This window comes from Tardiphaga sp. P4_G1, from assembly GCF_056401215.1.
Map to the genome: position 1 here is coordinate 101,865 of NZ_JBFUJU010000006.1, position 24,702 is coordinate 126,566.

Annotated in this window: 32 protein-coding genes; 18 read left to right on the forward strand and 14 right to left on the reverse strand. The window is 57.6% G+C overall.

Annotation, left to right across the window (positions count from 1 at the left end; translation table 11 throughout):
• Window positions 1-130: 130 nt before the first annotated feature.
• Complete coding sequence (locus AC1DUY_RS15775) at window positions 131-742, reverse strand: hypothetical protein (protein ID WP_478115459.1); 612 nt, start codon at window positions 740-742, stop codon at window positions 131-133.
• 15 nt (window positions 743-757) lie between these two features.
• Window positions 758-1,072, reverse strand: coding sequence for a hypothetical protein (locus AC1DUY_RS15780; protein ID WP_478115461.1), 315 nt, complete (start codon window positions 1,070-1,072; stop codon window positions 758-760).
• A 263-nt stretch (window positions 1,073-1,335) separates the two neighbouring features.
• Here AC1DUY_RS15780 and AC1DUY_RS15785 point away from each other — a divergent pair, with 263 nt between their 5' ends.
• The 3 genes from AC1DUY_RS15785 to AC1DUY_RS15795 all read left to right on the forward strand — a co-directional run bounded on the left by AC1DUY_RS15785 (window position 1,336) and on the right by AC1DUY_RS15795 (window position 3,676).
• Window positions 1,336-1,575 (forward strand): hypothetical protein, encoded by a 240-nt coding sequence (locus AC1DUY_RS15785; protein ID WP_184511638.1) that lies wholly within the window; start codon window positions 1,336-1,338, stop codon window positions 1,573-1,575.
• Window positions 1,576-2,722: 1,147 nt separating this feature from the next.
• Entirely contained in the window at window positions 2,723-3,127 is a 405-nt protein-coding gene (locus AC1DUY_RS15790; RefSeq protein WP_068738747.1) for a DUF1236 domain-containing protein, read from the forward strand.
• A 360-nt stretch (window positions 3,128-3,487) separates the two neighbouring features.
• Window positions 3,488-3,676, forward strand: coding sequence for a hypothetical protein (locus AC1DUY_RS15795; protein ID WP_139069975.1), 189 nt, complete (start codon window positions 3,488-3,490; stop codon window positions 3,674-3,676).
• Here AC1DUY_RS15795 and AC1DUY_RS15800 read toward each other — a convergent pair.
• Window positions 3,673-5,013: an ATP-binding protein gene (locus AC1DUY_RS15800; RefSeq protein WP_478115464.1), complete on the reverse strand. Its 1,341-nt coding sequence runs from the start codon at window positions 5,011-5,013 to the stop codon at window positions 3,673-3,675. The genes AC1DUY_RS15795 and AC1DUY_RS15800 overlap by 4 nt on opposite strands.
• A gap of 71 nt (window positions 5,014-5,084) precedes the next feature.
• Between AC1DUY_RS15800 and AC1DUY_RS15805 the strand changes: the two genes are divergently transcribed.
• Window positions 5,085-5,717: a response regulator transcription factor gene (locus tag AC1DUY_RS15805; RefSeq protein ID WP_081422136.1), complete on the forward strand. Its 633-nt coding sequence runs from the start codon at window positions 5,085-5,087 to the stop codon at window positions 5,715-5,717.
• Window positions 5,718-5,948: 231 nt separating this feature from the next.
• On the opposite strand, the gene AC1DUY_RS15810 is transcribed toward AC1DUY_RS15805, so the two are convergent.
• Window positions 5,949-6,077 (reverse strand): hypothetical protein, encoded by a 129-nt coding sequence (locus AC1DUY_RS15810; protein WP_286144418.1) that lies wholly within the window; start codon window positions 6,075-6,077, stop codon window positions 5,949-5,951.
• A gap of 343 nt (window positions 6,078-6,420) precedes the next feature.
• On the opposite strand from AC1DUY_RS15810, the gene AC1DUY_RS15815 reads away from it, so the two are divergent.
• The 3 genes from AC1DUY_RS15815 (at window position 6,421) to AC1DUY_RS15825 (ending at window position 8,757) form a co-directional block, all read left to right on the forward strand.
• Window positions 6,421-7,170, forward strand: a complete 750-nt coding sequence (locus AC1DUY_RS15815) for a DUF1236 domain-containing protein (RefSeq protein WP_478115467.1) — start codon at window positions 6,421-6,423, stop codon at window positions 7,168-7,170.
• 167 nt (window positions 7,171-7,337) lie between these two features.
• Complete coding sequence (locus AC1DUY_RS15820) at window positions 7,338-7,577, forward strand: hypothetical protein (RefSeq protein ID WP_478115469.1); 240 nt, start codon at window positions 7,338-7,340, stop codon at window positions 7,575-7,577.
• Between the two features lie 718 nt (window positions 7,578-8,295).
• Window positions 8,296-8,757, forward strand: a complete 462-nt coding sequence (locus AC1DUY_RS15825) for a low affinity iron permease family protein (RefSeq protein ID WP_068738758.1) — start codon at window positions 8,296-8,298, stop codon at window positions 8,755-8,757.
• A gap of 306 nt (window positions 8,758-9,063) precedes the next feature.
• Here AC1DUY_RS15825 and AC1DUY_RS15830 read toward each other — a convergent pair whose 3' ends face one another.
• The gene (locus tag AC1DUY_RS15830) at window positions 9,064-9,273 is read right to left on the reverse strand and encodes a hypothetical protein (RefSeq protein WP_478115471.1); all 210 of its coding nucleotides are present in this window, start codon (window positions 9,271-9,273) and stop codon (window positions 9,064-9,066) included.
• A gap of 686 nt (window positions 9,274-9,959) precedes the next feature.
• Between AC1DUY_RS15830 and AC1DUY_RS15835 the strand changes: the two genes are divergently transcribed.
• Window positions 9,960-10,823 (forward strand): hypothetical protein, encoded by an 864-nt coding sequence (locus tag AC1DUY_RS15835; RefSeq protein ID WP_120286805.1) that lies wholly within the window; start codon window positions 9,960-9,962, stop codon window positions 10,821-10,823.
• Window positions 10,824-11,475: 652 nt separating this feature from the next.
• Here AC1DUY_RS15835 and AC1DUY_RS15840 read toward each other — a convergent pair.
• Window positions 11,476-12,492 (reverse strand): AI-2E family transporter, encoded by a 1,017-nt coding sequence (locus AC1DUY_RS15840; protein ID WP_478115474.1) that lies wholly within the window; start codon window positions 12,490-12,492, stop codon window positions 11,476-11,478.
• A gap of 668 nt (window positions 12,493-13,160) precedes the next feature.
• On the opposite strand from AC1DUY_RS15840, the gene AC1DUY_RS15845 reads away from it, so the two are divergent.
• Window positions 13,161-13,313 carry a hypothetical protein gene (locus AC1DUY_RS15845; RefSeq protein WP_158596709.1) on the forward strand — a complete coding sequence of 51 codons (153 nt, stop codon included), beginning with the start codon at window positions 13,161-13,163 and terminating at the stop codon, window positions 13,311-13,313.
• A 64-nt stretch (window positions 13,314-13,377) separates the two neighbouring features.
• On the opposite strand, the gene AC1DUY_RS15850 is transcribed toward AC1DUY_RS15845, so the two are convergent.
• The 3 genes from AC1DUY_RS15850 to AC1DUY_RS15860 form a co-directional block, all read right to left on the reverse strand.
• The gene (locus AC1DUY_RS15850) at window positions 13,378-13,581 is read right to left on the reverse strand and encodes a cold-shock protein (protein WP_068738889.1); all 204 of its coding nucleotides are present in this window, start codon (window positions 13,579-13,581) and stop codon (window positions 13,378-13,380) included.
• A gap of 657 nt (window positions 13,582-14,238) precedes the next feature.
• Complete coding sequence (locus AC1DUY_RS15855) at window positions 14,239-14,502, reverse strand: hypothetical protein (protein WP_184511649.1); 264 nt, start codon at window positions 14,500-14,502, stop codon at window positions 14,239-14,241.
• A gap of 410 nt (window positions 14,503-14,912) precedes the next feature.
• Complete coding sequence (locus AC1DUY_RS15860; RefSeq protein ID WP_068738890.1) at window positions 14,913-15,140, reverse strand: hypothetical protein; 228 nt, start codon at window positions 15,138-15,140, stop codon at window positions 14,913-14,915.
• Window positions 15,141-15,368: 228 nt separating this feature from the next.
• On the opposite strand from AC1DUY_RS15860, the gene AC1DUY_RS15865 reads away from it, so the two are divergent.
• Complete coding sequence (locus AC1DUY_RS15865) at window positions 15,369-15,641, forward strand: hypothetical protein (protein ID WP_478115477.1); 273 nt, start codon at window positions 15,369-15,371, stop codon at window positions 15,639-15,641.
• A 9-nt stretch (window positions 15,642-15,650) separates the two neighbouring features.
• Here AC1DUY_RS15865 and AC1DUY_RS15870 read toward each other — a convergent pair whose 3' ends face one another.
• The 3 genes from AC1DUY_RS15870 to AC1DUY_RS15880 form a co-directional block, all read right to left on the reverse strand.
• Window positions 15,651-15,956: a ribbon-helix-helix domain-containing protein gene (locus AC1DUY_RS15870; protein WP_439059630.1), complete on the reverse strand. Its 306-nt coding sequence runs from the start codon at window positions 15,954-15,956 to the stop codon at window positions 15,651-15,653.
• A gap of 107 nt (window positions 15,957-16,063) precedes the next feature.
• Window positions 16,064-16,759, reverse strand: coding sequence for a helix-turn-helix transcriptional regulator (locus tag AC1DUY_RS15875; RefSeq protein WP_478115479.1), 696 nt, complete (start codon window positions 16,757-16,759; stop codon window positions 16,064-16,066).
• Window positions 16,760-17,642: 883 nt separating this feature from the next.
• The gene (locus tag AC1DUY_RS15880; protein ID WP_120286810.1) at window positions 17,643-17,996 is read right to left on the reverse strand and encodes a PRC-barrel domain-containing protein; all 354 of its coding nucleotides are present in this window, start codon (window positions 17,994-17,996) and stop codon (window positions 17,643-17,645) included.
• 310 nt (window positions 17,997-18,306) lie between these two features.
• Here AC1DUY_RS15880 and AC1DUY_RS15885 point away from each other — a divergent pair, with 310 nt between their 5' ends.
• Complete coding sequence (locus AC1DUY_RS15885) at window positions 18,307-18,516, forward strand: PepSY domain-containing protein (protein ID WP_478115482.1); 210 nt, start codon at window positions 18,307-18,309, stop codon at window positions 18,514-18,516.
• Here AC1DUY_RS15885 and AC1DUY_RS15890 read toward each other — a convergent pair.
• A complete protein-coding gene (locus AC1DUY_RS15890; protein WP_478115484.1) occupies window positions 18,476-18,652 on the reverse strand; it encodes a hypothetical protein in 177 nt (58 codons plus the stop codon). The two genes, AC1DUY_RS15885 and AC1DUY_RS15890, sit on opposite strands and share 41 nt — an antisense overlap.
• Before the next feature lie 736 nt (window positions 18,653-19,388).
• Between AC1DUY_RS15890 and AC1DUY_RS15895 the strand changes: the two genes are divergently transcribed.
• Window positions 19,389-19,682 carry a hypothetical protein gene (locus tag AC1DUY_RS15895; RefSeq protein ID WP_478115486.1) on the forward strand — a complete coding sequence of 98 codons (294 nt, stop codon included), beginning with the start codon at window positions 19,389-19,391 and terminating at the stop codon, window positions 19,680-19,682.
• The gene (locus tag AC1DUY_RS15900; RefSeq protein WP_478115488.1) at window positions 19,679-19,873 is read left to right on the forward strand and encodes a hypothetical protein; all 195 of its coding nucleotides are present in this window, start codon (window positions 19,679-19,681) and stop codon (window positions 19,871-19,873) included. Before AC1DUY_RS15895 ends, AC1DUY_RS15900 begins: the two co-directional genes overlap by 4 nt.
• A 1,082-nt stretch (window positions 19,874-20,955) precedes the next feature.
• On the opposite strand, the gene AC1DUY_RS15905 is transcribed toward AC1DUY_RS15900, so the two are convergent.
• Complete coding sequence (locus AC1DUY_RS15905) at window positions 20,956-21,330, reverse strand: septal ring lytic transglycosylase RlpA family protein (protein ID WP_478115490.1); 375 nt, start codon at window positions 21,328-21,330, stop codon at window positions 20,956-20,958.
• 756 nt (window positions 21,331-22,086) lie between these two features.
• Between AC1DUY_RS15905 and AC1DUY_RS15910 the strand changes: the two genes are divergently transcribed.
• The 5 genes from AC1DUY_RS15910 (at window position 22,087) to AC1DUY_RS15930 (ending at window position 24,682) form a co-directional block, all read left to right on the forward strand.
• Window positions 22,087-22,224, forward strand: a complete 138-nt coding sequence (locus AC1DUY_RS15910) for a glycine zipper domain-containing protein (protein ID WP_478115877.1) — start codon at window positions 22,087-22,089, stop codon at window positions 22,222-22,224.
• A complete protein-coding gene (locus AC1DUY_RS15915) occupies window positions 22,193-22,612 on the forward strand; it encodes a hypothetical protein (RefSeq protein ID WP_478115890.1) in 420 nt (139 codons plus the stop codon). Before AC1DUY_RS15910 ends, AC1DUY_RS15915 begins: the two co-directional genes overlap by 32 nt.
• A gap of 271 nt (window positions 22,613-22,883) precedes the next feature.
• Entirely contained in the window at window positions 22,884-23,195 is a 312-nt protein-coding gene (locus AC1DUY_RS15920; protein ID WP_478115492.1) for a hypothetical protein, read from the forward strand.
• 525 nt (window positions 23,196-23,720) lie between these two features.
• Complete coding sequence (locus tag AC1DUY_RS15925) at window positions 23,721-24,371, forward strand: outer membrane protein (protein ID WP_068738774.1); 651 nt, start codon at window positions 23,721-23,723, stop codon at window positions 24,369-24,371.
• Window positions 24,372-24,397: 26 nt separating this feature from the next.
• Window positions 24,398-24,682: a hypothetical protein gene (locus AC1DUY_RS15930; protein WP_139069978.1), complete on the forward strand. Its 285-nt coding sequence runs from the start codon at window positions 24,398-24,400 to the stop codon at window positions 24,680-24,682.
• The last annotated feature ends 20 nt before the right edge of the window (window positions 24,683-24,702 follow it).

The window sequence follows — 24,702 nt, forward strand, 5'->3', positions numbered from 1 at the left end:
CGGTTGTTCATAATTCCCCGTCGCGTAGCCCGGTTTCTCGCATCGGCCGCCTGACACGCCACACCACTCCGCCCTGACTGCTGAGCTTGACCTCCGGTGAAAAAAATGGCCCGCCGAAGCGGGCCCGTTGTTATCGGGAACGACCGTACAATTCTCGCTCCTTGCGCACCTGCCCCGCATCGTAGGGCGGGCTTGCCGGGTCATACCCGCTCCAGCCCGACTTCTCCCAGGCCACACGGCGATCATTGAGATTGACTGACGATGGGCTCATCAGCGCCTCCAGGCGCGCGCGATCGGCCTCGTTGACCTTTGCCGAGACCAACGTGCCGCCGCGGCGAACGCCTTCCGCGTAAAGCGGTGCATCTTCCTTGGATACGCCAGCCTCGGTCAGAGCACCAACAATGCCGCCGGTTGCTGCTCCGGCGGCAGCGCCGACTGCCGTGGCGGCAAGCCATCCTGCCGCGACAACTGGTCCAAGGCCAGGAATTGCAAGCAGCCCTAGTCCGGCTAAAAGGCCCGCAGCGCCGCCGATCCCTGCACCGATTCCGGCACCGGTGCTGGCTGCTTCGGCGCGATCATCGACGCCATCACCGTCGCGGTCCTTCTTGCCGTCGAACCAGCCCTCGGAGTTGTTGGCCACGATACTGATGTCCCCATGAGGAACGCCGGCGGCCTCAAGGCTTCCGACAGCTTTCTGCGCTTCCGTATACGAGTCGTACAAACGTGAAATGGTCACGGTCATGAGATTACCTTCCGGTTACTTTGCTGCGTTGACGTTGCCCTGGAAATCGACGCTGATCGCACTGGTCGAGCCACCCTTGGTCGCTTTGCCGCGCCATACGCCGTTGTCGTCTTTTTTCAGTTCGGTGACGTTCGTGTAGCCAGCCTTTTCGACGGCACTCTTGGCCTGCCCCTCGGTGAAGGAGTTGCGTCCGGCGACCGGCGCATTGGAGTTCTTCTGCTCGCTGTTGACGGCATTGTTGCCCGGACGATCCTTTGCCGCCGGGCTCTGGGCATGGGCTACTCCCGAGATCAGGAGAGCGGCGACACAGATAGTCGAAACGCGTTTCATAGGTCCCTCATAGGTTGGTGTTTGGGATCCTCTAACAGGCTGTTAGCTGACGCGTTCCATTGATTGCCGAAAAAAGGCCTGGACCTACGATAGCGGCGCGACATCCCTTGCGTATGCCATTCTTTCCCGTAACGGCGGATCATATGGCCGGCTTGCGTGCCTTTTCTTGACTCACCGCCAAACCATGATCGGGAACTTTCGGCAATTGCGCGGATTGATTGACGCGTTTGCGTCTCGCAAATTTTGCAATTGGAGGATACGCCATGAAAACACTTTATCTCGCCGGCGCGCTAGCTGCTTTCGCTTGTACCTCGGCCTTCGCTCAAACGACGACGGTTTCCAGCGACTACTACGTGGTGCGCGATGCCACCACCAAGAAGTGCACAATCGTAGATAAGAAGCCAACGACCACGACAACGACGATTGTCGACAACGGAACGTTCAAGACCAGAACGGAAGCCGAAACCGGCATGAAGACCATGAAGGTCTGCACAGAGAACTGACGCGCGTCAGCACCCGTCACTTCGATCGGTGACGGGTGCTTGTGCCGACCGGTCACGGTATCGCGGTTCCGATTAGCGAGAGTCGACGCGACTAATCGCAAGGATGCGCAATCGCATGTCCAGCGCTCTACGACGTCTCGCGCTTGCAGCACGTGTCGGCGCGGCTCGAGCCTTAGCGAATGCCAGTGCCAGCCGCCCTCGCGCGTAGCGGGACACGCATGAATCGATCACTCAATGGGTCCCGTTGCCGAAGTGCTAATCGAGTGAGCATCACGCCTCTGTTGCAATTTCAGGAGCACATCGATCGATTAAGGGAACCTCCGTCCGCGTGACACATCCCTCGCAGCGAGCGCCAACGCTAAGCGTCGTTCTAAGTTAAGCCTGCGATCTTCTATTGGCGGCTTGAAAATATTATCGCGAGCGACCACGCCTCGATGCTCGTCGGCTTGGATTGCATCGATGTTGCAATCTTCGAACGTGCAGTACGTGAAAGCGACGCTGGTGGTCCCCTCATCGAGCAGTATCTGGCATTTGACGAACTCACAGCAGTCGTATCTCAGGAAAACGGGACGCCCGCGGAAATCCAGTACCCTTCCCTGAAATCTCGTTTGGTAGATGACGTGTTCGTCCGCACCATTGTCTGTGTTCATTTCGCGCCTAGGATTTCTGTTTATAGTTCGGTCATGCATTAGTCGGCTATCGATCCCACTATTTTCTAACGTCAGAAAATCTGACCTTCCACCAGCTCATAGCGGTCAATCCCGGCATGGAGCGTCAGCCGCCTCGGCGATGTCGACAAACAATTCCTCCGACGCCAGATGCGCGTCCAAATCCCCGCGCTCTATATGCAGCTGTCTTCCTCCTCGGCAGCAATCGAGATACCAGGATTTCCCGCTCGTCTATTTTCGCCAGGGCTCATAATAGTCAGCACCACGCTTTCTGAATCACATCCAATAGTTATGATAGGTCATATAAGTCAATGTACTAACGGGTACAAACGTGGCGCGCGGTCCTCGATCACTCGGTTAGAAACCGTTTCCCCGCCTTTCACACGGTCGATGGAAAATGTCGGGATAAAGCGGCAATTCGACGGAACGACCTTAAGCGTTGGCAGTTTTCACTCCGCCAACACACCAGGAGGACGATCATGAAATTCATTTCCACGGCTGCCATTGCAATCGCTTCGCTGGCCTACTTCTCGCCTGCCCTCGCTCAGAATGGAGCGGCGGGCGGAGCCGTCGGCGGCGCAATCGTCGGTGGCGCCGTCGGCGGCCCTGTCGGTGCCGCCGTTGGCGCTGCCGCCGGCGCCACGGCAGGCGGCATTTCCGAGGCCAACCGTCCCCGCTTCCACAGCTACGTCACCGAGCGTCGTCACCCGTCATACCGGTATGACCGCGAGCTACGCGTCGGTGCCGTATTGCCCGACAGCGGCGTTACCTATTATGAAGTTCCGCGAGAGTACGGTTCCACTGCCTATCGCTACACGGTGGTCAACGATCGGACCGTACTGGTCGACCCGGGCACCCATCGTATTGTCGAAGTGATCGACTAAGCGCGCTTTTCGAGGCGGGCCGAAAGGGCCGCCTCGACCAGTTCGATGCGTCTTTGTGGGAGGATCATCTTGCCCATATTTCAATATTTCGTGTGGGTCGGCGCCGTACTGCTGGGAGTTCTATTTGCCATCGGCGAAAGCGACAGCTCCCCGACAAAAAGCTCCTCCGCAAAGGGCTGGAGGCCCACCGATTCACTGCGCAGCATGGCGCATCATCGTCAGCCGGAAGACCCGCCACGTGCCCAGGACGCGGCGTTTCGCATCGTCAAATAATAGATCGGAGGCCCCAAGCCCTGTCTATTCAACGTGCCGTTCCTAGAGACTTAAGCAGGTCGTTGCTTTGTTCAGGAGTTGCTAGAGGTGGATGACTTCCAGCTAATGACGATCATAGCCGAGGCTATTAGCACTTGTGCTATCGAGAACCGCAACGGAGAAAAATTGCCGATAACGAGCGAGCAAGCGACCTGCGTTGCAAAGGTAGTGATCACGGCTCTCTCGCTGGCCGGTTTTGAGATCACGCCGATGGCAAAGACGGCCGGTCCAACCTAATCCGGCGCTGCCAGCGGTAGGCTGCACCGGATTGTTGTCCATCCGTCGGCACGGATGTAGTCAAACTTTCCTTCTAAGGCGCGGAGGCGCTCCTGCATCCCCGTCAGGCCCCGGCCGAATTTCGGCTCCAGGGGCGCTCTCGCACCATTATCGGCAACCTCGACCAGAATAGCTTCGTTCGTCACCTCGGTCTTCACGCTCATCTTAGACGCACCGGCATGTTTCAGGACGTTGGTGATGCCTTCCTGCAGCAAACGGTATACGGTCTGAGCGACCACACTGTCCGCCGTGACGATCCGGGGATCGATCTCGAATGTCACGGCCATTTCAGGCACCTGCGTGTGTACGTCACGCAAAAGCTTTTGAATGCTAGCATCGAGACCCAGCTCTTCGATGAGCATTGGTCGCAGCCGCTCAAGAATGCGGCGGTTGGCGATTTGCAAAGCCTCCACCGCCTGCAGCACACGCTCCTCTCCCATGGACCGGTTGGTGCCGCTGCCGCAGTCGTCGATCATAGCAGTAACGTTAGCCCGGATAGCAAACAGAAGCGGACCAAGTTCATCGTGCAACTCACGCGAGATGTCACGTCGCTCCTCATCTTGGATGGAGATCATCCTTCGTAATAGACTTCGGTTCTCTGAACTGAGGCGACCGAGAGTCAAAGCAAGCTCGTTCACGGACAAGCAGCTTTCCCGAATTTCAGGGGGGCCGGAACAATCGACTTTCTTCGAGAAGTCACCAGTGCGGAGCCGTGCCAGCCCCTCAGCGAGATCGCGTAAGGGCTGCAGCGCTGCGCCAATCGTCACAAACGACAAGAGGCCGGCAAGCAATGCCATGCCGACGAGTGACCCGAGAAGCGAGAGAAAGCCGATCCATTTCTCGTAGATCTGCGCAGAGAGATCTGGTTCGAAAATAAGATCGCCGACCCGGCGACCTTGGACCAGGACGGGAATATGCTGCGCAAGGTCAGGCACGAACAGCGCTTTCACGAACCATTCCGGGACCTTGCCGGACGTCTTGCCCTGCTCCGGTGCATGCACCTCGCCATCACGGCGAAACCGGATCGCGTCCGCAGGTGTCAAACCGAGCTGATCGACGAACGCCGCAAGGATTGCGTCGGGTCTTGTGGAGGCCGCGAGAGCGGCGTTCAAACCCGCCGCGACGGTGATCGCCGACCGCGCCGATGGCTCGTTTTCCTCCAAAATTTGATCCGAAGAGAAAATCCATAGCAAAGCGAGGCCGGCAATCAGGGCGCTCAGAAACATGCCGCCCAGCAGCACGCAAATGCGTGCACGCAGCGACAAAGTCGTCCACATTGGAATCATTAAATTGGTCAACCCGGCACCATTCCTCTGGTCAAAGCGTTGAAATCCAATATGCATAGCATAATTGCGAGATTGTCCCGCCGATGGCACAGCCTGTGAAGCTCCTGATTGTCGATGACCACCCCGTCGTGGTGTCGGGCTGCCGTTCGCTGTTTGCGTCGGACCCTACAATATCCATCGATGAGGCGGTCGATGAGAAATCGGGGCACCGCGCCTATCTATCTAAACGGCCCGACGTGACGATCATCGACATCAATCTGCCGGATCTTTCCGGCTTCGAGTTGATGCGTCGTATCCGCAAGGATGATCCCGACGCGCGTATTATCATGTTCAGCATGAATGACGATCCAGCCTTTGTAGTCCGAGCCATCGAGCTCGGTGCCCAAGGCTATGTCTCTAAGGGCGACGATCCGCGCCTGCTCATCAAGGCAGTACGCAAAGTGGCCGCGGGTGAGAACTTCATTTCTCCGCATCTCGCAAAGACAGTAACGTTCTCAGGCGCTGCTATCCGGGCAAATCCGGCCACCAGCATGTCGGCCCGGGAACTGGAAATTCTTCGGCTCCTCGGCCGGGGCGACAAGATCGTTGAGGTCGCCGACGCGCTCGGCATCTCCTACAAGACGGTAGCAAATACTACGTCCCTACTGAAGCAGAAGCTGGGCGCACGGAACCACTCCGATCTTATCCGTATCGCCGTCGAGATGGGCTTAAATTAGAGTTCTTCATGATCAAGTCTTGGCCACTTCTTTCGGCACAGCTCCCATCAGCCGCAGGCTTAAAGCCTAAGGACGTGATCGACGAGTGGCTAGCGTTCCTATGACATTGGGAGAAAGTGCCGCCACAGTCTTAGGGAGGGGCGACGCCTGTCGCCGGGTCCGCGCGAAATTCACTGCGGAAACGCTGCTGCATTGCGTGCGTGGGCCAGGCGCGGAACGAGTGGCGGACGCTTAATCGCGTCCGCCGGACTTATCACCAATGATGACGATGACCGCGGCCGCGGCTCCAGCCGTAATGATGCCCGCGCCCGCGGGACCAGCCGTAATGATGTCCGCGTCCACCACGATGCATGTGGCCATGACCATGACCGTGGCCGCCCTTTATCTCGATCGCATCGCCCGAAGCTGTCATCGGCGCTAGCGGCATAGCGGCCACGGCCGCTCCACTTCCCGCCGTCAGCAAAAGGGCCGCGACCCCGGCGATCATCATCCGTTTCATATTGCTCTCCTTTGACCGCACCATGCGGCCGTTGACACAAGTTCCCGGGTTGCGATGGGTTCCTGAGCTCGGCGTTACGAAGACAACTACTGGCATTAGTGCGTCTTTTGGAATATGGCGCCACCCGTATTGCTTCTTTTACCCGAAATTGTCATCCAAGAACGGAACCAAGAAACTGCTTTCGCGGTTGTTGCGCAAGACCGAATGAGCGGTCTCGACAGTGGAGGTCATAAAATGAATAGGAGATTGATGGGATCGGCTGCGGCCATTGCCTTGATTGCCACGACTGCTTTCGCTCTGGCGCAGGGCGGCGGCGCGAGCGGATCAAAGGGCGGCGATGCACCTGCCGCATCAGCACCGCGGGCCGGCGAGGCTCCTTCGAGCAACATGCCGGCTGCAAAGGGGACGGCAAGTGACACCAAGTCGATGACCGATTCCAGGTCTGCACCTGATGCCAAGGCCGCCTCCGACCAGAAGGCCGCGCCTGCCAAACCAGCAACGACCGCCCAGGATAAGCCTGCCGTCGCTCCGTCGGATAAAGCCGGGACCTCTGCGCAAGAGCGCACCGACACCAAGGGCGCGAAGTCCGCGACGGACACCAAGTCGACAACTGATACCAAGGCTGCCACTGACGCGAAGACCGGCGACGGCAAGGCCGCCTCCGCGTCTACGACGGGCAATGCCGCGACGTCTGCAACCGTTGCCCTTCCTGTTGAAAAGCGCACGCAGATCACTAGTGCGATCCGGCAAGAAAAGGTCGAGGAAGTTCGCAATGTGAACTTCAACATCTCAGTAGGCGTGACGGTACCGTCTACAGTGCGCGTGCACCCGCTCCCAACGCGAGTGATCGAAATCTATCCAGAATGGCGCGGATACGACTTCATTCTGGTCAATGGTCGTTACGTTATCCTTCGACCGCAGACGCATGAGATCGTCTACATCATCGAAGGTTAGGCCCGGCGCCGCCTTTTGGCGCTAGACACTCGTTCCTCGTTCACTCTACTGCCCCGGGTCCACATCCGCGGGCAGTTTTTTTTGGCCTTATGCGGATCAATGCAGCTACAGCGGAACGATTGCCACTTTATCCCGTTGGCGTCTCGCTTGAACAAGGGAGCTTGAAGATGAAGTTATCAACTTACGCATTTGCCGCTGCCGTCGTGGCGACCATAATTACCCCGACCTTTGCGAGTGCGCAGGACGTGCGCGTTCGCATCGGCGAGGCTCACGGAATGTCCCGCGACTATGACCGCGGCTACCGCGGCCCTCGCGCGGAATATCGCCGCGATCATGGATGGCACCGCGGCTGGCGCAATCGCGACCGGGTGGTAGTGATTAAGCAGCGCCGTCATCGTTGGGATTGATCCAAGGAAGTGGCCCGCATGGGCCACCTCCTCCCTTTCTGACAAGGTTATCCGCATGACTTTTCTAAAGACATTCGATCGACGTGCAGCTGGCTTAATCATCTTCGCTGGTTTCATCACGTTAGCATTTGCGACCCAGGGCTCCGCGGTGCCTAATGCCCCCGCAGGAGCTTCTGACGCGCTAATCACATCAGGCAGAGCGCCTATGGACCAAGACGCCGCACGGGTTTCGCAAACTGCTGCCGATAGCGTGTGCGAAAAGCAAAACTGGCCATACTACTCCGAAGAATGCCTGCGCGGCGAAGGCGGCGGATCCGCTCCGCGTCAAGTCCACCTACAACCGGCTGCTGTCGAGCCGGCGAAGCCGACACCTATCCTCGCCTCTACAAACACCGCCGAGCGCAAGCCAACTGAGTTCCGCCAAGTCACAGAAACGCCCCGCCGGCGTAAGATGCGCCAGACGCCGCACTATGCAAGCCGGCGCATTTCAAGGCCACAAGTGATGCAACCTGAGGATTCCGAGCAACTACCCTTGACCTGGTGAGCTTGCTACAGCGTTTGCGCGTAATGATTGTTGGGCTATTGAGCGTCACGTCATCCATGGGTGCCAAGAAATGTGGCGCCTGGCGTGACCAAGCGCTGGACCAATAAATTACCATCGCAAAACGCGGGTCTGCCTTGAATTTGCACGGCATGTTGTGGAAGGTCGCACCAGCAAATGGATTCAATAGTGTCAAACAACGAACGTCGAAGCGGATTTTCCCGTTTTTTTGGAGACCTTGCTAACAAGACTTCTCAACTCGCGGGTCGAGCCACGACGTTCATCGTCGCAGCCGCCGTCGTGATCATCTGGGCCGTGACCGGTCCTCTGTTCGGTTACTCGGACACGTGGCAGCTTGTCATCAACACTGGGACGACGATTGTGACGTTCTTGATGGTCTTTCTCATCCAGAACTCTCAGAACCGAGACAGCGCCGCCATTCAGGTGAAGCTAGACGAACTCATCCGAACGAGTGCCGCTCATAACTCATTCGTCGGCATCGAGCATCTGACCGACGAGGAATTAGAGGATATCCGGACCAAGTGCGAGGCACGCGCTGCTGCCGAGAAGGTCGGTGAAAGGACTGTGCAACGCATGGGCGAGAAAGCTCGCGAAGCCGCGGACGCCGCCGGGTCCTGATGGACGGATGATGCGGGTTCCGTCCTGGCTTCGCAACCCCCTCATCGTAACTTTCGTCGTCGCCATGTCCATGCGCCGGCTCAGGACTAGACGACGCTCGGCATCCTGCCGACCCGTTCACGGGCCGGGGTGTCAAGTTCGCCGCAACCTACAACAAAGCAAGTTGGTCAATCCGCATCGGCTAGCCTCCGAACACGAACCGCAGGACTGTCACGATGGTCGCGGAAATGAGGAACGAAATCGCGAGCAGTGTCCAATTCGGCCTTGTGCTTCCTTGAGCCCATCCAGCGAGCATTTTCATGCCCGTCAACATTCGTCTTGGGGAAGCCGGCGCAGGTGCGCTATGCCGAAGCTGGCGAGTTCTTCGCTATCGCTTTCTCGCGTTTCACCCCTCCTGTGCAGATAGCGCTCCAGCAGGCAGCGGCGGCTGTCCTGTGTATCGACGTCGGGATGCGCCGCCCTGTACACCGTCCATGCTGTCTCTGCCGCCCTTCTCACCGCCACTTCGTCAACCATTCTCGCTCCGGCGATTGCTTACAGTCGGTGCCAACTCAGCACGACGGCGAAAGTTGCCAGTTCTTCCCGAAACGTCGGCCATAGCGGAGAAGCGCGCGGTGTGTCGCCGTAAATTGACGTTCAATAGATCAGTACATTTTTGTCCCGGAGCCCGGACTGGGCATCCATTTGAAAGATGGTAGCTCATCGTTTTGCTCCTCGACGGCCCGGAAGCGTGCCGTGGCGCTGGAGGCTAAGGACCGCCGCGAACGATCAATCAAGGAGCCAGCAGGCCTATTCGCCGTTTGGACGCGAGGTCGTTTTTACCGCCCCAAGGCCATCCCGACGGGCGCCTTCGACCACAATCATCTTTTTCCCGGTTGGGGAATACGTTGGAGGCCGAGAAGACACAAGCGAGCGATGAGGATGCGCCGCAGCCCCTGGCGGCAGGTAGAGCCACCGTCACTTAAGGCCGCGAGCCTCAACGCGTCGGGAACAATAAGCAATATTCGAGAGTTTGAAAACGCAGGGCAAAAACAGTCGATTCATGCAGCAGACGGCCGAGCGATGCTTTTTGAATACAGCGGTGAGGACTGCAGGCTCTGACGGTAACAAAACGAGGAGAAGAACGATGAATGGTTTGATTTATCTGGTGGGATTAATCGTCGTCATCTTGGCCGTGTTGTCATTCTTCGGGTTGCGCTGAGATGGTTGAATCGATTGAACCTGGCGCAGCTTCCGTTGAAGTCCCCTCAAGGTATTTGAGCTGGACGCCCGTAATCCTCGGTGCCCTCATAGCGACCGCGCTTTCGTCAATTCTGCTGGCCTTTGGCGTAACGATCGGACTTGGCGTTTCATCGACGGCTCCAACTTGGCGGGACGCCTCCGCTGCGCTTTGGATATTGTCGGGACTTTATCTCATTCTCCAAGCCGCGCTGAGTTTCGGAGTGGGAGGCTATATTGCAGGGCGGACAAATGTCGGTCTGGCTGCTTTGGATACCGCCGAAATTGAACAGCGCGATGGTCTACATGGACTCGCTGCGTGGGCGCTTGCCGTTGTTCTTGGCGTAGCGCTTGCGGCCTTCATTGGAAGCGCGACACTAACGCGGCCGAACAGTAACTCATCGTCAGCACGCACCAGCGCTGCGGAGCCTTTGCTAAGCTACGAGATCGACCGCCTGTTCAGGCCCTTGCGTCGCGCCGCAAACGTAGACCTTCTGCAGGAACGTGCGGAGGCGGGAAGAATTCTCTTGACCTCGTCGAGCCACTCGGGAATGAGCAGCGAGGATCGATCTTATCTTGCTCAACTCGTTGCCGCGAACACCGGTCTCGCCGGCGCAGAGGCGGAAAAACGGGTCGATGCCGCGATTGCAACCTCTCAAGCGTCGATAGCCAAATCTCGACGGAGTTCAGTGATCCTGGCCTTCTCCGTAGCGGCGGCCATATTGCTGGGCGCGGTGATCGCGGTGGCCGCCGGCAGCGTCGGCGGCAGCCACCGCGACGGTGCAGCGATGCCGCATTGGATGGGTGCTCGCGGATCTGGAGCTGCCTATCGACGTGAGGTCGCGTGAGGTAGGTGGAACGTAGTAGATCGAATTGAATGCGCCGATCTTCTCGCTAACCTTGGCTGCCGCAAGTCTTGTACTGAACAGCGGCTAAGGCGGACGACGGGGGCTTTAGATTTCGCTTGGATTTATTAGGCCAAGCCGTTCGATGGCGCGTATGACGCCTGTGGGCGAAACCTGAAGCAAGCCGTCTACGCGAGCCACATGCGGGCTGGAGGTCACTCACAGCAGGCACTCAACCTCACAATGGCCGTGCGGCAAGACCGGCCGTTTCGCCGGGCGGGTGTTGTAAGACGACGAGTTGCCTTTCGTTGCCGCGTGGATTCGCCACTGCTGAGGGGCGCAATCTGGTGAACCCTCTAATCGAGTAATTCTTGCTTGGACGCGGCTCAACTCATTATTTCGTTGCCTGCGCGCGAGCTTCGCGGCGCTGAAGGTGAACTACATCAATGCCGGGATTGGCTTGAGAAGTTAATTAATTCCAGCGCAGCCTTGACTTAAAGCTGATTTCTGCCGTGTGGGCCCCTCCCGCGGGCCACGATCTTTGGACCATTACTGATGTTGTGACGGCAAAGGCACCTCCTCGGTTTGTTAGTAGCTAGCGTAGTTCATATGGAAATCTTTCATTTTGCGGAGCTCTTCAAGAAGGATCACAAAGTTACTGCGGCACTGGCCGGAAGATCCACTCGCGCCACACGGTCAGTAGTGCTGCCATAATGACAGGCCCTAGGAATAAGCCGAACAGGCCAAACGCAGCAATACCTCCGAAGATACCAACAAATGCTAGAAGAAAGGGAAGTCGCGCCGAACCACCGACCAGAGTGGGCCATACGAAGTGATCGCCAGCAAGCATAACGATCGCACCCCATAGAAACACCCCAGCGGCCGCAAACCCACTGCCTTCGCCGGAGACCAAAACTAATGCCGCCGCGGTGAAAGCCAACCAGGCTCCGAACGGTAACATCGCGAATGCTATGGTTATTATAGTAAACATCACGGGGGACGGTACACCGGCGACCAAGAATCCGACACCAATAAGCAATCCTTCGCCCACAGCGACGAGAATTGTACCGTTGACCGTGCCGCGCGTCGCTTCGACCATTTTCTCGACGAGTCCCTCTCCTGGATCGCCGATAAGGCGGTCGCACGTCTCGAGGAAACGGCTCGTGACAGCGCGACCATTACGGAGGAGGAAATACAAGGTCAGAAGCGAGAACAGCAACAGAAAAAGACGATGAAGCAGCTGTGAGCCGAATGTTTTAAACAACTCCGACGCATTATCCGCGTTAGCAGTTTGAAGCCATGCCGCTGCAGCTTTTGGATCCGAAAGGTTGGCGCGCCACCAAGTTTGCAGAGTTTCCGCAACGAGCGGTAGACGCGCGACCCAATCCGGCACCTCAACACCGCTCTCGCGGGCTTGCTTTAGCCACCTCACAAGAACGTCGCCTTGCTGCGCGATTTGATAGATGGCAAGTGACAGTGGGGTGAACAGCACCAAAGCCACGATTGCGGTGAAGATGAACGCTGCCAGACTTGAATGATCTGACGAAAAGCGCCCCGCAAACTTAAGGTACAGCGGCCACAGGGCAACTGCGAGAATGGTGGCCCATATCAGGGCCGGCAGAAAAGCTGAGGCGGTCCATGTCCCGAGGCCGAAAAGGACCAGGGCAAGCACGACCCGGGAGTTCCTACGCGCGTCAGCTCCTAAAGGTAGCGGCTTTCGCTCTGCTTTGTGTGACGCTTGTTCGATGTGCAACATCCGTCGCTTGCGCAACGCTTCCGTTCCGGCCTTTTCTACCATCCGTCACGCCCCCGTTTATCGGGGAAGAACAAAAAAGACTGTCGTTCAGTTCCAATCGGGAAAATGTTGCAATGCCATGAACGAGCACCGGATTCGATTCTGAGGGCGACGTTCGAATCGCTCCGAGGCCAACATGAATTGCCCAACAAAATTCAGCTACTTCGCTCGGTATCGGCTTCGTTCTTTTGCAGATTTACGTGCTGCATCTCGTATTTGCTAAACCCCTTCGATTTCGGGCTTTCCCTTTTAGTCACGATGAGTGCACGCAACACGGTATTAGCGAATCGCTCTATGCGCGGTAACGTCGTCGATGCGGCAAAATGCTGTGACGACACCTCCTGAAAACCAATCCATCCTGAGGTTCGCCGAACGGCCCGATGCCCCCCCCAGGGCTAGGGTTCGAGCGCGTGGCGGGGCCGTCTTCGTGGTTGTCGACGGTCCCGCTGTTCGTGCGCGGCCGCTATCGTCTCGTCAGCAAAATAGAACTGAACCTCTGCGACAGCTCGCCGCACCTATGAAGGCCAGCAACACAGGAGGCCATCATGCCAGTCGCACTGAAGCAGCCGACGCCCTCGATCGTCACAGCACCCACAACGTCGCCTTGGATGCATCTTGTCTGGTTCGGGGCGGCCGGACTGTTCGTATCGATCCTTGCAATGACCTACGGCTTGGATCTCAGCCCGGGTTTCTTCTGAGCAAAGGAGAACCGCCGGGGGACTGGGAAACCGGCGGATCGATATTTCAGTCAGTTCGCCGCAATCAGCCGACGCGCAGGTTTTCTGCCGACGTCTTTCCGCGGTTTTCCTGCTCTTCATAGCTGACCTTGGCACCCTCGTTGAGCGTGCTCAGCCCCGCCCGTTCCACGGCCGAAATATGCACAAACACGTCCTTGCCACCTGTGTCCGGCTGAATGAAGCCGAAGCCCTTGGTCGCGTTAAACCACTTTACGGTACCAGTCGCCACATCGCTCTCCCTGCTGCTATCGGCACAACGTCGCATGAAGCCACCGAGAGTCAAGAAGAGCACGCACGAGAGACTAGGACGGCGAGTTATCGAATGTGGCAACGCCTGCCTCAATGACCTCGATTTCATTCTCGACAGCATCCAGCGGCACGCGAAAATCGAAACCGGTCCGGCTTCGCAGGTCCTTAGCGATGCGCATCCAGCAGACCGACCAGCGCCGCCCGATCACCAACCTGGATGTATGCGCTGACAATAAGCTCGATTGCTGATGCCACTGCCGCCTCCAAAGAAAACCCGCCGGGTCGCTCCGGCGGCTCTGTCGTTTCTACCAGCTAGCGGTAGGCATTACAGTGCCGCTTGAGATGAAGCTATCGGAGGAACCTTAAAGAAGGATCCTGACCGCAGTGCGGTGATGATGCGGTCGATGGTTTGGACCGCGCGTTTCGCGACACAGGCCGGCTGTGGTATTCGCCATCCGCTACCATGCAGTTGTCCTGATCGACGCCTTCTTGCATCGGCAAGAATTGCTGGAGTGACGCCCGGCCCAAGCAACGGAAGCCGAGAGGCTTCCGCGCTCCTGACCAAAAGGTGGTGAGTTCACGATGCCTACTATCGTCGGAGCACTTGTTTTCTGGAACACGGCATTGCTCATAGGGCTTAATGCCGCTCGGAGAGCCGATCGTAATTTTCTTTCACTATCGCTCTGAGGTCAGAGTAGACGTCTGATCGGGATGACCCAGCCGCAAGATCAAGGAACGCCTGACTGAAGGCTTTCGTCTTTTCACGGACCATCAGATCAGCCTCATTCCATGCGGCCGTCCCGCCCAGCATAAAAACTTGCATACGCAATGCGACGACCCGGCTTGCTTCGAAGCCGAGAAGGGAAGCTTCGGTCATTGCGACGAGAGTAGATGCAAACATGTCGGCTCCCAGCTTATGAGCTCCCGTTCAAACGGGACGGGACTACGTTGGAACATCTCCTATTCAACATCGTTCCCTGCAGTTGCACCGGTGGTCGTGCGGCCGGCGCCGCGCGCCTCAGCGCTGTGACGGCGATTTCTCGAAGTCGATCCCGGGGAAAGTTCAGCCGAAGCATAGCCTGGAAGCCGAGTTCGTAGTTGCCAAGGATCTCCCGCTCGAGCGCTAGCGCAATCGCTTCAATCTGAGCGGGGGAAGGCGGCGGATCTGGAACGTCATCGGCTGGCAACGTTTTGGTGGAACCACCCGCAGCGAGGAGCGCCTCTGCCATCAAGACACCTATCTGGACGCTCAGCGCGCCTAGTTTCAACAAACCGTCGACAATATTGCGAGCAGGATCGTAACTCATCTGTCTACCAATGGCGCCGCCGCGCCATTGCTGCTCCGAAAAGAAAAGCAACTAAGAGGGCCCCCAATGGCGCGTCCCGTGTGACCTTTGCCAGAATGTCTAACGGTCTGCCGGGCTTGCGACCCTCGTCGATCGCTGTGCTGACCCGGTCGGCGGCGTCTTTGACGCCGTCGATGACGACATCTTTCAAATCTTCGGCCGGCTCTGCAGGTGGTAGCGTTTTGTCAGTCATTCGTGATCTCCTCGCTGCAGCAGCACAAGCTTGCGATCCGGCATATCGTTCCAAACAGTCTCGGAACTGTTCTCCAACATTCGCTTTGAACCGGCTCAACAGGGAGCTCGATCATGTCATCCACAGCCGTCGCGATATTAATCTCGGCAATTGTCGCAATTTCAGCGCCTGCTTTCGCCCAAGGTGGTGGAGGTGGCGGCGGGGGAGGATCTAGCGGCGGCTCGGCGGGTGGCAGCGCGTCTTCAGCTGGCGGCGCAGGATCGTCTGGCGCTGGTGCCGGCGGAGCTACGGGCGCTGCCAACTCCGGCAACATCGGGACCGGCAACATCAACAGCGTCACCGCGGCGCCATCGTCCTCAACCAGCTCGCAAACCTACGGACAGTCGCCGGCTGGCGCGGCTGCGCGCCCAGCAAGGTCGCGACCTCCGCAACGAAGGCCGTGTCGAAGATGGCAAGGCTCCGAAGACGACACCGCCCGGCTCCGGTCATCCGGAAAAGTAATGTCGGCAATTATCGAGAAAGCCCGCCCTCTCCGGGGCGGGCTTTTTGCTGCCTATCCGCATCGGCGCCAGTTGCCGAGCGGTATTTGGCAATAAAACGCTCCACAACAGAAACTCGGATCGCTGACGTCAGGTTGGAGTGGACTCGGTCGCGATCTATCCGCCTAGTCAGTGTTAACCGAGAGATACCTTCTTCGCTCGCAATCTCTGTCAACGCGTCCCAAAAGGCATCCTCGAGGCTAACGCTCGTTGACGTCCCGTTAGTTCGGGTGAAAGTTTGCTTTCGTGGCTTTATAGGTTTCCCCAGGTTAGCCATAGCGATTGATCCCCTTAGTGCGCGCAAAGCGGAGCTACGCCCTTCAGCTCCAACATCTCTCCATCGATCGCACTTCACTCCGGCTTTCTGGCTGCCTATCGCCGACCTCAATTGCCATGAGACGGGAGGACGGCGACACGCCCGAGTAATGCAACCAGCTCCGCCTGCCGCCTTGTTTGAGTTTTGACGAACAGAGAGGCCAGGTGTGAGCGGATTGTCGTCCGGCTCAGACGCCGGGAGTGAGAAATATCAAGCAAATTATGACCACGCGCCAATTCGACTGCAAGCTGGCTTTCCGCGGCTGTAAGGCCGAACAAGCGCCGCAGCGCCTCAGGCGTCGGCTCTGGATGAGCGTCAAGATCGAGCAGAATGATGGTGCTGGTTTCATCGGTCCAAACATTGATCATCTGGCTTACAAGCCTGGTGACGCCTTCCCTGAAGGAAGTCGCGAGCCATGATGTCGAGCCAACGGGAATTTGCGCTCCCGCGCGATTCATGAGTTGCTTGACGGCGCGATAGAGTGTTTCCCCGCTCGCGGCGCCACATTCGCGTTCCAATATCGCACGACCGATTGCGCTCACGTCAAGCAAACCGCCTCGTTTGAGTAGAACTTGCCCGCAGCCAATTCGCGCCAGGACCGCGTGTAGTACGTCACGTTGTCCAGCTAGGTCAGGCTTCTTGTCTGGATCAGCATCCGACCTGACGAGGGATGCGCGATTGGAAATGTTGAAGATTGATTCCCTGCATGGATGAAGGGATGCAATCGCGGCAGGCAATGCGGCACTCTGGGTCAAGTTCAACATTGCGGCTTTCCCTTTGCCTTTACGCCGTTTGAATGACAAGGCTTGATCGAGCCAAGAGCATTCCGACGTCAACGAGCCGTGTAAATGCTCCGCACGGAGTAATCCGACTGCACACCTCCCCGAGGCCTCGCAATCTAGTGCTCCGACTGACACAGAAAAATAGGAAGAGCGATGCAGAACCTTGCTCCCTTCTGCGCTAGCCGTCCGGCTAGAAGGCTCATGAACACTCGTACCCCATTGTGGCTACCCCCTGTGCCACGGGCGGTGCGACGTTTTCGCAAAGCGAACTAAATCTCAATAGAAGTATTGTACGCGGTTATTGGATGATGGGATGTGTTATGCGTATGCTCATTTTCGGTATCGCATTGTTGTTTGACGCGGACGCGTCGGCTCAGTCCATCCTTGCCCGTGAGCCCCACACCCTGCCCCCCTTCGCTGTCGTCTATGTCCGGACCAACAGCTGTAGTTACGGCAAGGTGCTGAGGGTCGTCGGCTCCCTCAAAGGCCTCCAGCGCAAACGTACTTGCGTTTCTGTGAGCTCCGCTCATGCAGAATTCTAATGCCCACCTCAAGGATCGCGCCAATCGCTGTGCTGGTTGCCAGGATCATCGCCGTCGCGGCTGCTGGCATTTTACTAGTACGATTATGAGCATTACGCTTCTGCCGCGAACCGAGCGAGTATTTAAGCGCATACGCCGGGAACGGGTTAGATTGCCGCGCGTACCAATGCGTTGCTGTCGCGACGAGAAACCGGCAAAACCGCCGCGTCCATCATCCCCGTTTTGGCCGGTTGTCACCCGGCGTATGCGTCAGACAATTCAGCCAAAGTAGAATAGTTTCTTGCTTTAAGATCAAAGAGCCACGACTTGCCGCGATCGAGGAGCTAGACCCAAGGAGTGCCGTAGTAATCATTGAGCGAGCGAGCCCGGTTGGTGTCCGACCAGTCCCAGTCGCTGTCATTGGCGTATTTCGGCGCGCCCTCGAGCTGAGCCTTCGTCACGTTGGTAACGTAACCCTCAAGATTGGTGTCGTACTTCAGCGTCTGCCAAGGGAGCGGATAATGCTCATCGCCCATCCCAAGGAAGCCGCCGAAGCTCAGCACGGCATAGGCAACTTTGCCGCTGACTTTGTCGATCATCACGCTTTCAATCGAGCCGACCTTTTCGCTGTCGGGACCATAGACGGCGGTGCCTTCAACCTTCTCGCTGCTGATCAGATTGCTCGTTTCGTTTGCCATAATGGCTCTCCCTCGTTTGAGTCTCGATAAAAACGGGAGAATCTGTCATTCGTTCCGGAGTGGCTCCAGTGTGATTTAGCGAAGCCCAGAGAGCCACGGTTATAGACCGACAAAGCCAGCCGCTCTGGGTATGCTGTAGCTCAAACCTGTTGGTGCCGCGCCGTAGCCCTTCAACCGCCGCTATCCCCGCAACTGCCATGCCGACGAAGGTCCGCTCTCCCTCATTGACGCGGTGTAGAATCCGCTTGGCGATGACGCATCGGTTTTCGTGACTGTCAAGGCAACGAGGTAAGGTCTCGCACGCTTTGGCATGCCAGTGGAGCAAGTGATCGCGAAGGTGCTGCAGCCCGGCTACTCGCTGATTTCCAAGCTCGAGGCCGACGATGGCCGATGGGAAGTTGAAGGCATCAAGAACGGCAAGAGGACGAACTTTCACGCCGCCCCGAAGAGTGACGTAATCATTGCCAGAAGCTGGCCGACTAATCTCCGCTGCTGTTCTTCGCTTTCCCTTTCTTTTTAGGTTTCAGCGCCTCAGCTTGAGCTCGGAATGCTTCGGCTAGATTGTGCATGCGTTCAGCGTGCTCGGTGTCTTCCAAGCGCAGAGCTACAGCCTCGGCTTTCTTAGCCTGCTTCCTGAGCGACTTCGTTGGTTTCATTCCACATTATATCGCGGCGCGCCCTTTAAGGAACGATGTTCCCTGACGTTGCTTGTTGGAGCAGCCGGACACCATCTCTCCAAGGTCGATAATCCGGTTAGGCCCGACGACATTGCCCCCGATGACGTCGGGCCGAATTATTGCGAGGTACCCCCGCTGCTCGATTGATCTCAAGCGCAATTCACTTTTCAGACTGACCATTTCTGATAATTTGTCACCGCTATGCCACAGACCCGAACGCCGATCTGTCCGAAATGCGGATCTGTCACTGCTTGGCTGCGGTCTACTCCGGCGGACAAGGGAATGGTCATCCATGCCTACGAATGTCCAAAGTGCAGCTTCATCCATGCCGCTGTTGGGCCAGATCCAGTGATCCAGGCCGAGGGCTGGTTGAACGGCGAGCTGCGACCGCTGGAGAAATAACAGTGACCAGGCGCCTGCTTGCGAAACAATGGGATACGGAAGACGTCGCCAAGCTGAAAGAGCTAGTCGACAGCGGAGCGTCTGCTCTACGTGCCGCAGCAGCGCTCGGCCGGCCCATTACGTCAGTCAAAAGGAAGGCGTGCGATCTGGGGATTTCGCTGCCAAGCGTCCGCAAGGTAAGGGCGGACCTGCGAGCCAAAGGCGCTATCGAAGACCTTCGACACCGATAGTCTGTGGGAGAAGCCTGAGCGCTTGACCGGAACTAATCCGCAACAGGACGTTTGAATCTGCCGTTCAGTTGCGGATTTGAGTTATGCCATGGTCGACGCGTTTTCCAGACCCCATTGCCCTCCCCGCTCGCGGTAAACTGGCCACCCTGCAGGATGCCGGCGAATACATCACCCGCCTGCCGAAGCAGACGCACGACGCCCCACCGTGGCAGAACGCAATGCACGTCTTGATACAGGCCGCCGAGTACGACGGGCCGATCGAGTTCGCACGCCTCGGCATGTTGCAAGCACTCTTTCCAGGAGGCACGCCGGTTTACCACTCCGTCGACAAGGATCTGAAGTGGCGCAACCGCTACAAGCTCATGAGGGATCAATGATGCGCGACATCGACACCATCAACGATGCCATGGATGACGCTAGGGCCGTCTTACACAGCTACATGTGGCCGGGACCGCGGAGCCCGCAACTCGTCTTACAACGCATGCTCGAAATACTTGACCACGAAGACGTGGGCGCTGCACAGGAGCGGCTGCGCAAGGGCTACGGGCGCCTTCGGCTCGTGGAATAAAAATGGCCAGCTGTCCCTCAGGATAAGTCCGGCCATAGTAAACTAAAGTCTAGGTGAACGTTCCTGCGGCTGCTTATACCAATTTCGTGGAAGTCCTGCATTTGCAGGCCTACGCATTGAAATACCAAGCAGGTGAGCTTTGCACACAGTTGCCGCTCGCGTCGGTCCCAACTCTCTGGAAATGTCGTCAGGAGATCGGCTGCCAGCCGGATCTGGTAACTTTGCAATATCATCATCGGTCCACACCCGATATTCGTGCGGCATTTCCATCCTCCATATCGACGCTACCTTCCCGGCAAAAAACGATTATGCGCCGCAACATGGCGGTTCAATCATGTTTTCGGTCTTGCTTGCTGAGGGCCAGACTCACGTCTGCCGAAGGTGGAGAGCGTATCGAATTGCGCAAAAGAACACTTTCGAGATTGTGGATCGATTAGTAGCGCTGCGCCGAGTGCGTCGATGGCTCTGACGACGCCCCAACGAGAAGCGATCGCAACGGCTGCACGACTGAGAGCGATATCTCGAAGGTGCGAAGAGTTTGCGAAATTCGGCGGGTATCGATCAGTGTCCGACCGGCTAAATGCTCTGGCGGTGAAATACCAGGAACGAGCGCGGAGAGTTGAGGAGCGCGCCGGAGTGTACTTAAATGGGGGCACGCCTGACGACAGGCCGTCGTTCAGTTTGCGGAGAAGGCGCCGCCGTTGTCCTGAATGACTGCCGACTGACCTTCTGCGACTGGCCACCGTCTGTCCAACAACTCTCGCACCTCTTGCCGGACCACTTCCGTACCCGAGTAGTAACCAAGGCAGAGGCCCGCATATCCGCCGATCAGAAAACAAGCGAAGCAAGCCATTAATGTTATCCACATCGCAGGGCCTCCATGCTTCATGGACCTTAGCTCTTCGCCGCATGTACACGAGCTTCGACGTCGAAACGGTATTCTCCCCGCCCGCAACCGGCGACGTCAATGATAACCGGATTTCTGTCTCAAGTCGCTTAGTTTCTCGCCGGCTGAGAATCGCTCCGTAAACAAGACCGGGTCATCCGGGTCGCCCTCTCGGGCCTCGTGGGCTACTGAACGGTTACGCGCGCGATCCCGCCCATGCCGATTGCGTTGGCTGCTGCTCGAGACGGGTCGATGCAGCCCCTCGATGAACGGGCCGGTCCGTGATGCGGACCCGCACCGATCTGCCGTTGTTCTTGTTCGTGACCGTGACGTGGCTACCGAAGCGCCGGCTCTTGTGCGCGGCCATCAGGGCGTAGGCGTTGAACCGTTCGCCCGAAGCCGTCCTACGGCCGTGGTAGCCATCCCCAACGCCGTACTGGCTGGCGACGCACGTTTCTTCCTTGGTCAACTTGACGCTAATCGAGACAACGCCTTCGAGAAAATTCTGGGCAAACGCCGGTGAATTGAAAAATGCGCACGGCAAAACGCACGCGGAGAACAGGCGGATCATTGAGTTTCCTTGGGTTGCGATGCTAGAGGTCGATGGTCGGCGTGACCCTAGAAGCCACGCTTAGGCCAGGCCCGGCGCTCATGGATTCGGTTGAGCGTCGGGCCATTTCGCTGCCGGGCTTGGTTGGAACTAAATCTGTTTTTGCCAATTTTTTCCGCGGTCGGCAGTTCTGTGTGTCTGCCTTCCGGGCTCGGCGGCTTACCCTTGCACCCAACTCGACCGCCGCCGGGCCTCTCTAAATTTCCATCACCGGGCTCGGGATCATTCCGCACCGAGTTCAGTGAGGCGGCCCGGCGGTCGATCCCATCCGCCGCGGGCCGATCTTCCCCGAGGAACGAATTAGGTTTGCGTTGATTTTTTACGAAGCCGGCAGCTTTCCTCAGCGGCTGTTGGTTAGGCTCGGCGCCTGAGTCCAAACGGGCGCTGGGCCGCCTCTTTAAGCGTGCGCGCTCGGACGAATTCGGCTCTCCAAAAACCTGTCAAGGCGAACGTGATGCCAGTCCCAATAGCGGCGCACGATCTCGGGGCCTTCTCCTCGATGATGAAGGATTTGTTCTTCGAGGACGGCGCTTCCTTTGTGGCGGTGATGGCGCACAAGGCCTGATGTTAGATTTGCGCTCCGGTTCGACCCCGCGTTTGCCTTTTCCACGAAGAGACCCGACCGGGGCCCTAAACATCTGGACTTACAGCGCGCCGATTCCCTAAGCTATCTTATCCCAACTGGTTTGGAATCCGATGAAACAACATCCTTCGAGGATGGGGCTAGGCATTGCGTTAGGGGTGTGCCTTGGAGCTGTCCTCGGTATTGCCATCAGGAACGTGACCGCTGGCATCATTATCGGCATCGCCGTAGGGGCCGTGATTGCTGGTTACGCAGATCATCGATCCCGGTAGCAAGCGCACGCCCGGCTGCTCCTCATCTCTCCAAGGAACATGGCGCGCTGGTTGTCGTTTTCTCCTTATGTCCGACGAAGACGAGCCCGTCACCGAGATCGCCGCTCCGCCCGTTTTGGTCCCCGAAACCAATCGATTGTGGCGGTTAACGCCTGCATTGAATCTGCTTGAGAAGAGCAGACAGATTGCCATCGTCCCCGCCGAGACCGAGGGGGTGGCTCGCGCCATTGCGACGAGAGCAGATCCCATGGGACGGGATTGGCGTGATCGCGTCTCGTTCGCAGCGGATAGCATCGAGACGACCGAGCGGCACGTCATCGGCGACGTAATATTTCGATCTATCCCGCAGCAGCCTCCTCCAAAGCCGAAACGAACCAAGAAGGCCTAACCATGCCCAAGAGAAAGACTGAGCATGAACTCGAGATGTGGGCCGCAGATCTACTGATGGAAGCGCACGCGATCGCTCCATGCCCCACCACGGCTATATGCGTTTGCGACACAGCCATCACGCTGTGGACTACGCTCTGTCACTGGCAGAAGACCGAACATTCTCGGGCAAAAAGGAACGGATCGCGGCGGTCGAGAGCGTGCTCGATGGGCTGAGTGATGAGTGTCCCTCATGCTGACACCCAGCTTGCCAGATCTCATCGACTTTCCAAATGTCGTACTGCGCTCGGGTAAGCTCAAAGCATGACAAAGAAACCAGTCAAAGCCTGACAAAGAAACCAGCGGCTTCCCTGCATGACAAACCACTCAACGTGCCCACCGAGGATGACCTCGAAGCGCTGCTGGCCCTCGACGTGGGCGTGATGTCGATACACGATTCCCAGCTCCTTGGTACTCTGACGTTAGTCACCCGAGATGGGCACTACGATTTTCTGATCAACAAACAGATTGCCAACGAACTGATCCAAGAAGCACGAGCTCTTCTCCGAGGCGATAGCCCGTCTCTGGTCGAACGTAACGATTAGTCAGATTGCCATTGGTCAGTAGAGCTTGTTGCCCACATTCCGAAGAAACGGACTTCGAGTGCATCCAGGTGCGGATCGCCGACACTCGCAACAACAGGACATGATCGATGCAGCGCGAAAATCGAGGACGATAGACAGAAGAACGAGAGTACGGGTTAGAAAAATGCTGCGCAACGACATCACTAGCATCGCCCATTGAATGCGAAACCCGCCTCGCTCCGGGTGCAGCGGGCGGACAGCTTCAATACCGAAGTCTGGATACCGGCGGTGTCCGCCTCGATCCGTGCCCATGATCAGGCCTGTCACGCCGGCATGCTGCCATCAAGGCTTGCTTGATCAGCTGGATGCTCAGCGTCGCTCTTCCTGCGTATGGAACCAGACGGTAGCGGGTGCCGCACGCTTTAATTTGCTCCCGCCTGCAGCTCACAACTTCGGCGCGATCGTCCCCGTGTGTGCCTTTTGAGAGACGGTAGTGGGGCGTATTAGTTCATACGATCTCGCTACAGATTAAAAAGGGAGCGACACATGAAAAAGTACTTACTCGCAACGGCCGCGCTACTTTTCGCTGCAACGTCGGCCTCGGCTGCCGACATGGCTGCGCGTCCCTACACCAAGGCGCCCGCAATGGCGCCCGCGATAATCTACAATTGGACCGGCTTCTATATCGGCGGTCACGTCGGCGGCGCTTTCCGCGGCAATTCGAACAACGTTCTCGGCGGCGGTGACGACGGTCGCTTCATGGGCGGCGGTCAGATCGGTTGGGACACGCAGTTCGCGCCTAACTGGGTGTTTGGTCTGGAAGCGAACTACAGCTTCATCGACACCAGCAGCAGCTTTGCAAACCGCGGTCTCGGTTCGGTTACCGGCCGTCTCGGTTACACATGGGGCCCGTCCCTTCTTTACGTAAAGGGCGGTTACGCCTGGGCCGACTCGCGCTTCACCAACGGCTTCACCGGCGATGGTGGCCGGGATGGCTACACAGTTGGCGGCGGTCTCGAATATCTGTTCAGCCAGAATTGGTCGGGCAAGGTGGAATATCAGTACTACGATTTCGGGACGACCAGTTTCGTCACTCCGACGTTTGCTATCGGCGGCTTCCGAAACGACGAGCACACGATCAAAGCGGGCCTGAACTACCGCTTCAATCTGGGCAACTTCGGCACCGGCACCTTCTAAACACTGACGTCAGTGAGAGGCCGGCAATGAATGCCGGCCTTTTCTATTTGCCAGACGATTGGCGAGACAATCAGAACAATTACGGCCGCCGCGGACATCTCCGGGGCGGGCGCATTTCTTCACTCAAGGTGAGAGTTGTCAGTCAATATACCCTGAGCCAGCGCACATCGTTGATCGCCCTATCCAGACCTGCCCTGGTTCTGACACCTCATCTCGGAGTCGCCGAGCGCATCGAGCACGATGATTGCACGTTTGATGACCACCTTAAGGGCGGCGTGAAACATGGCGACAGAGTGATCATTCATTGCTGAACCTTCGCGACCGGGAACGA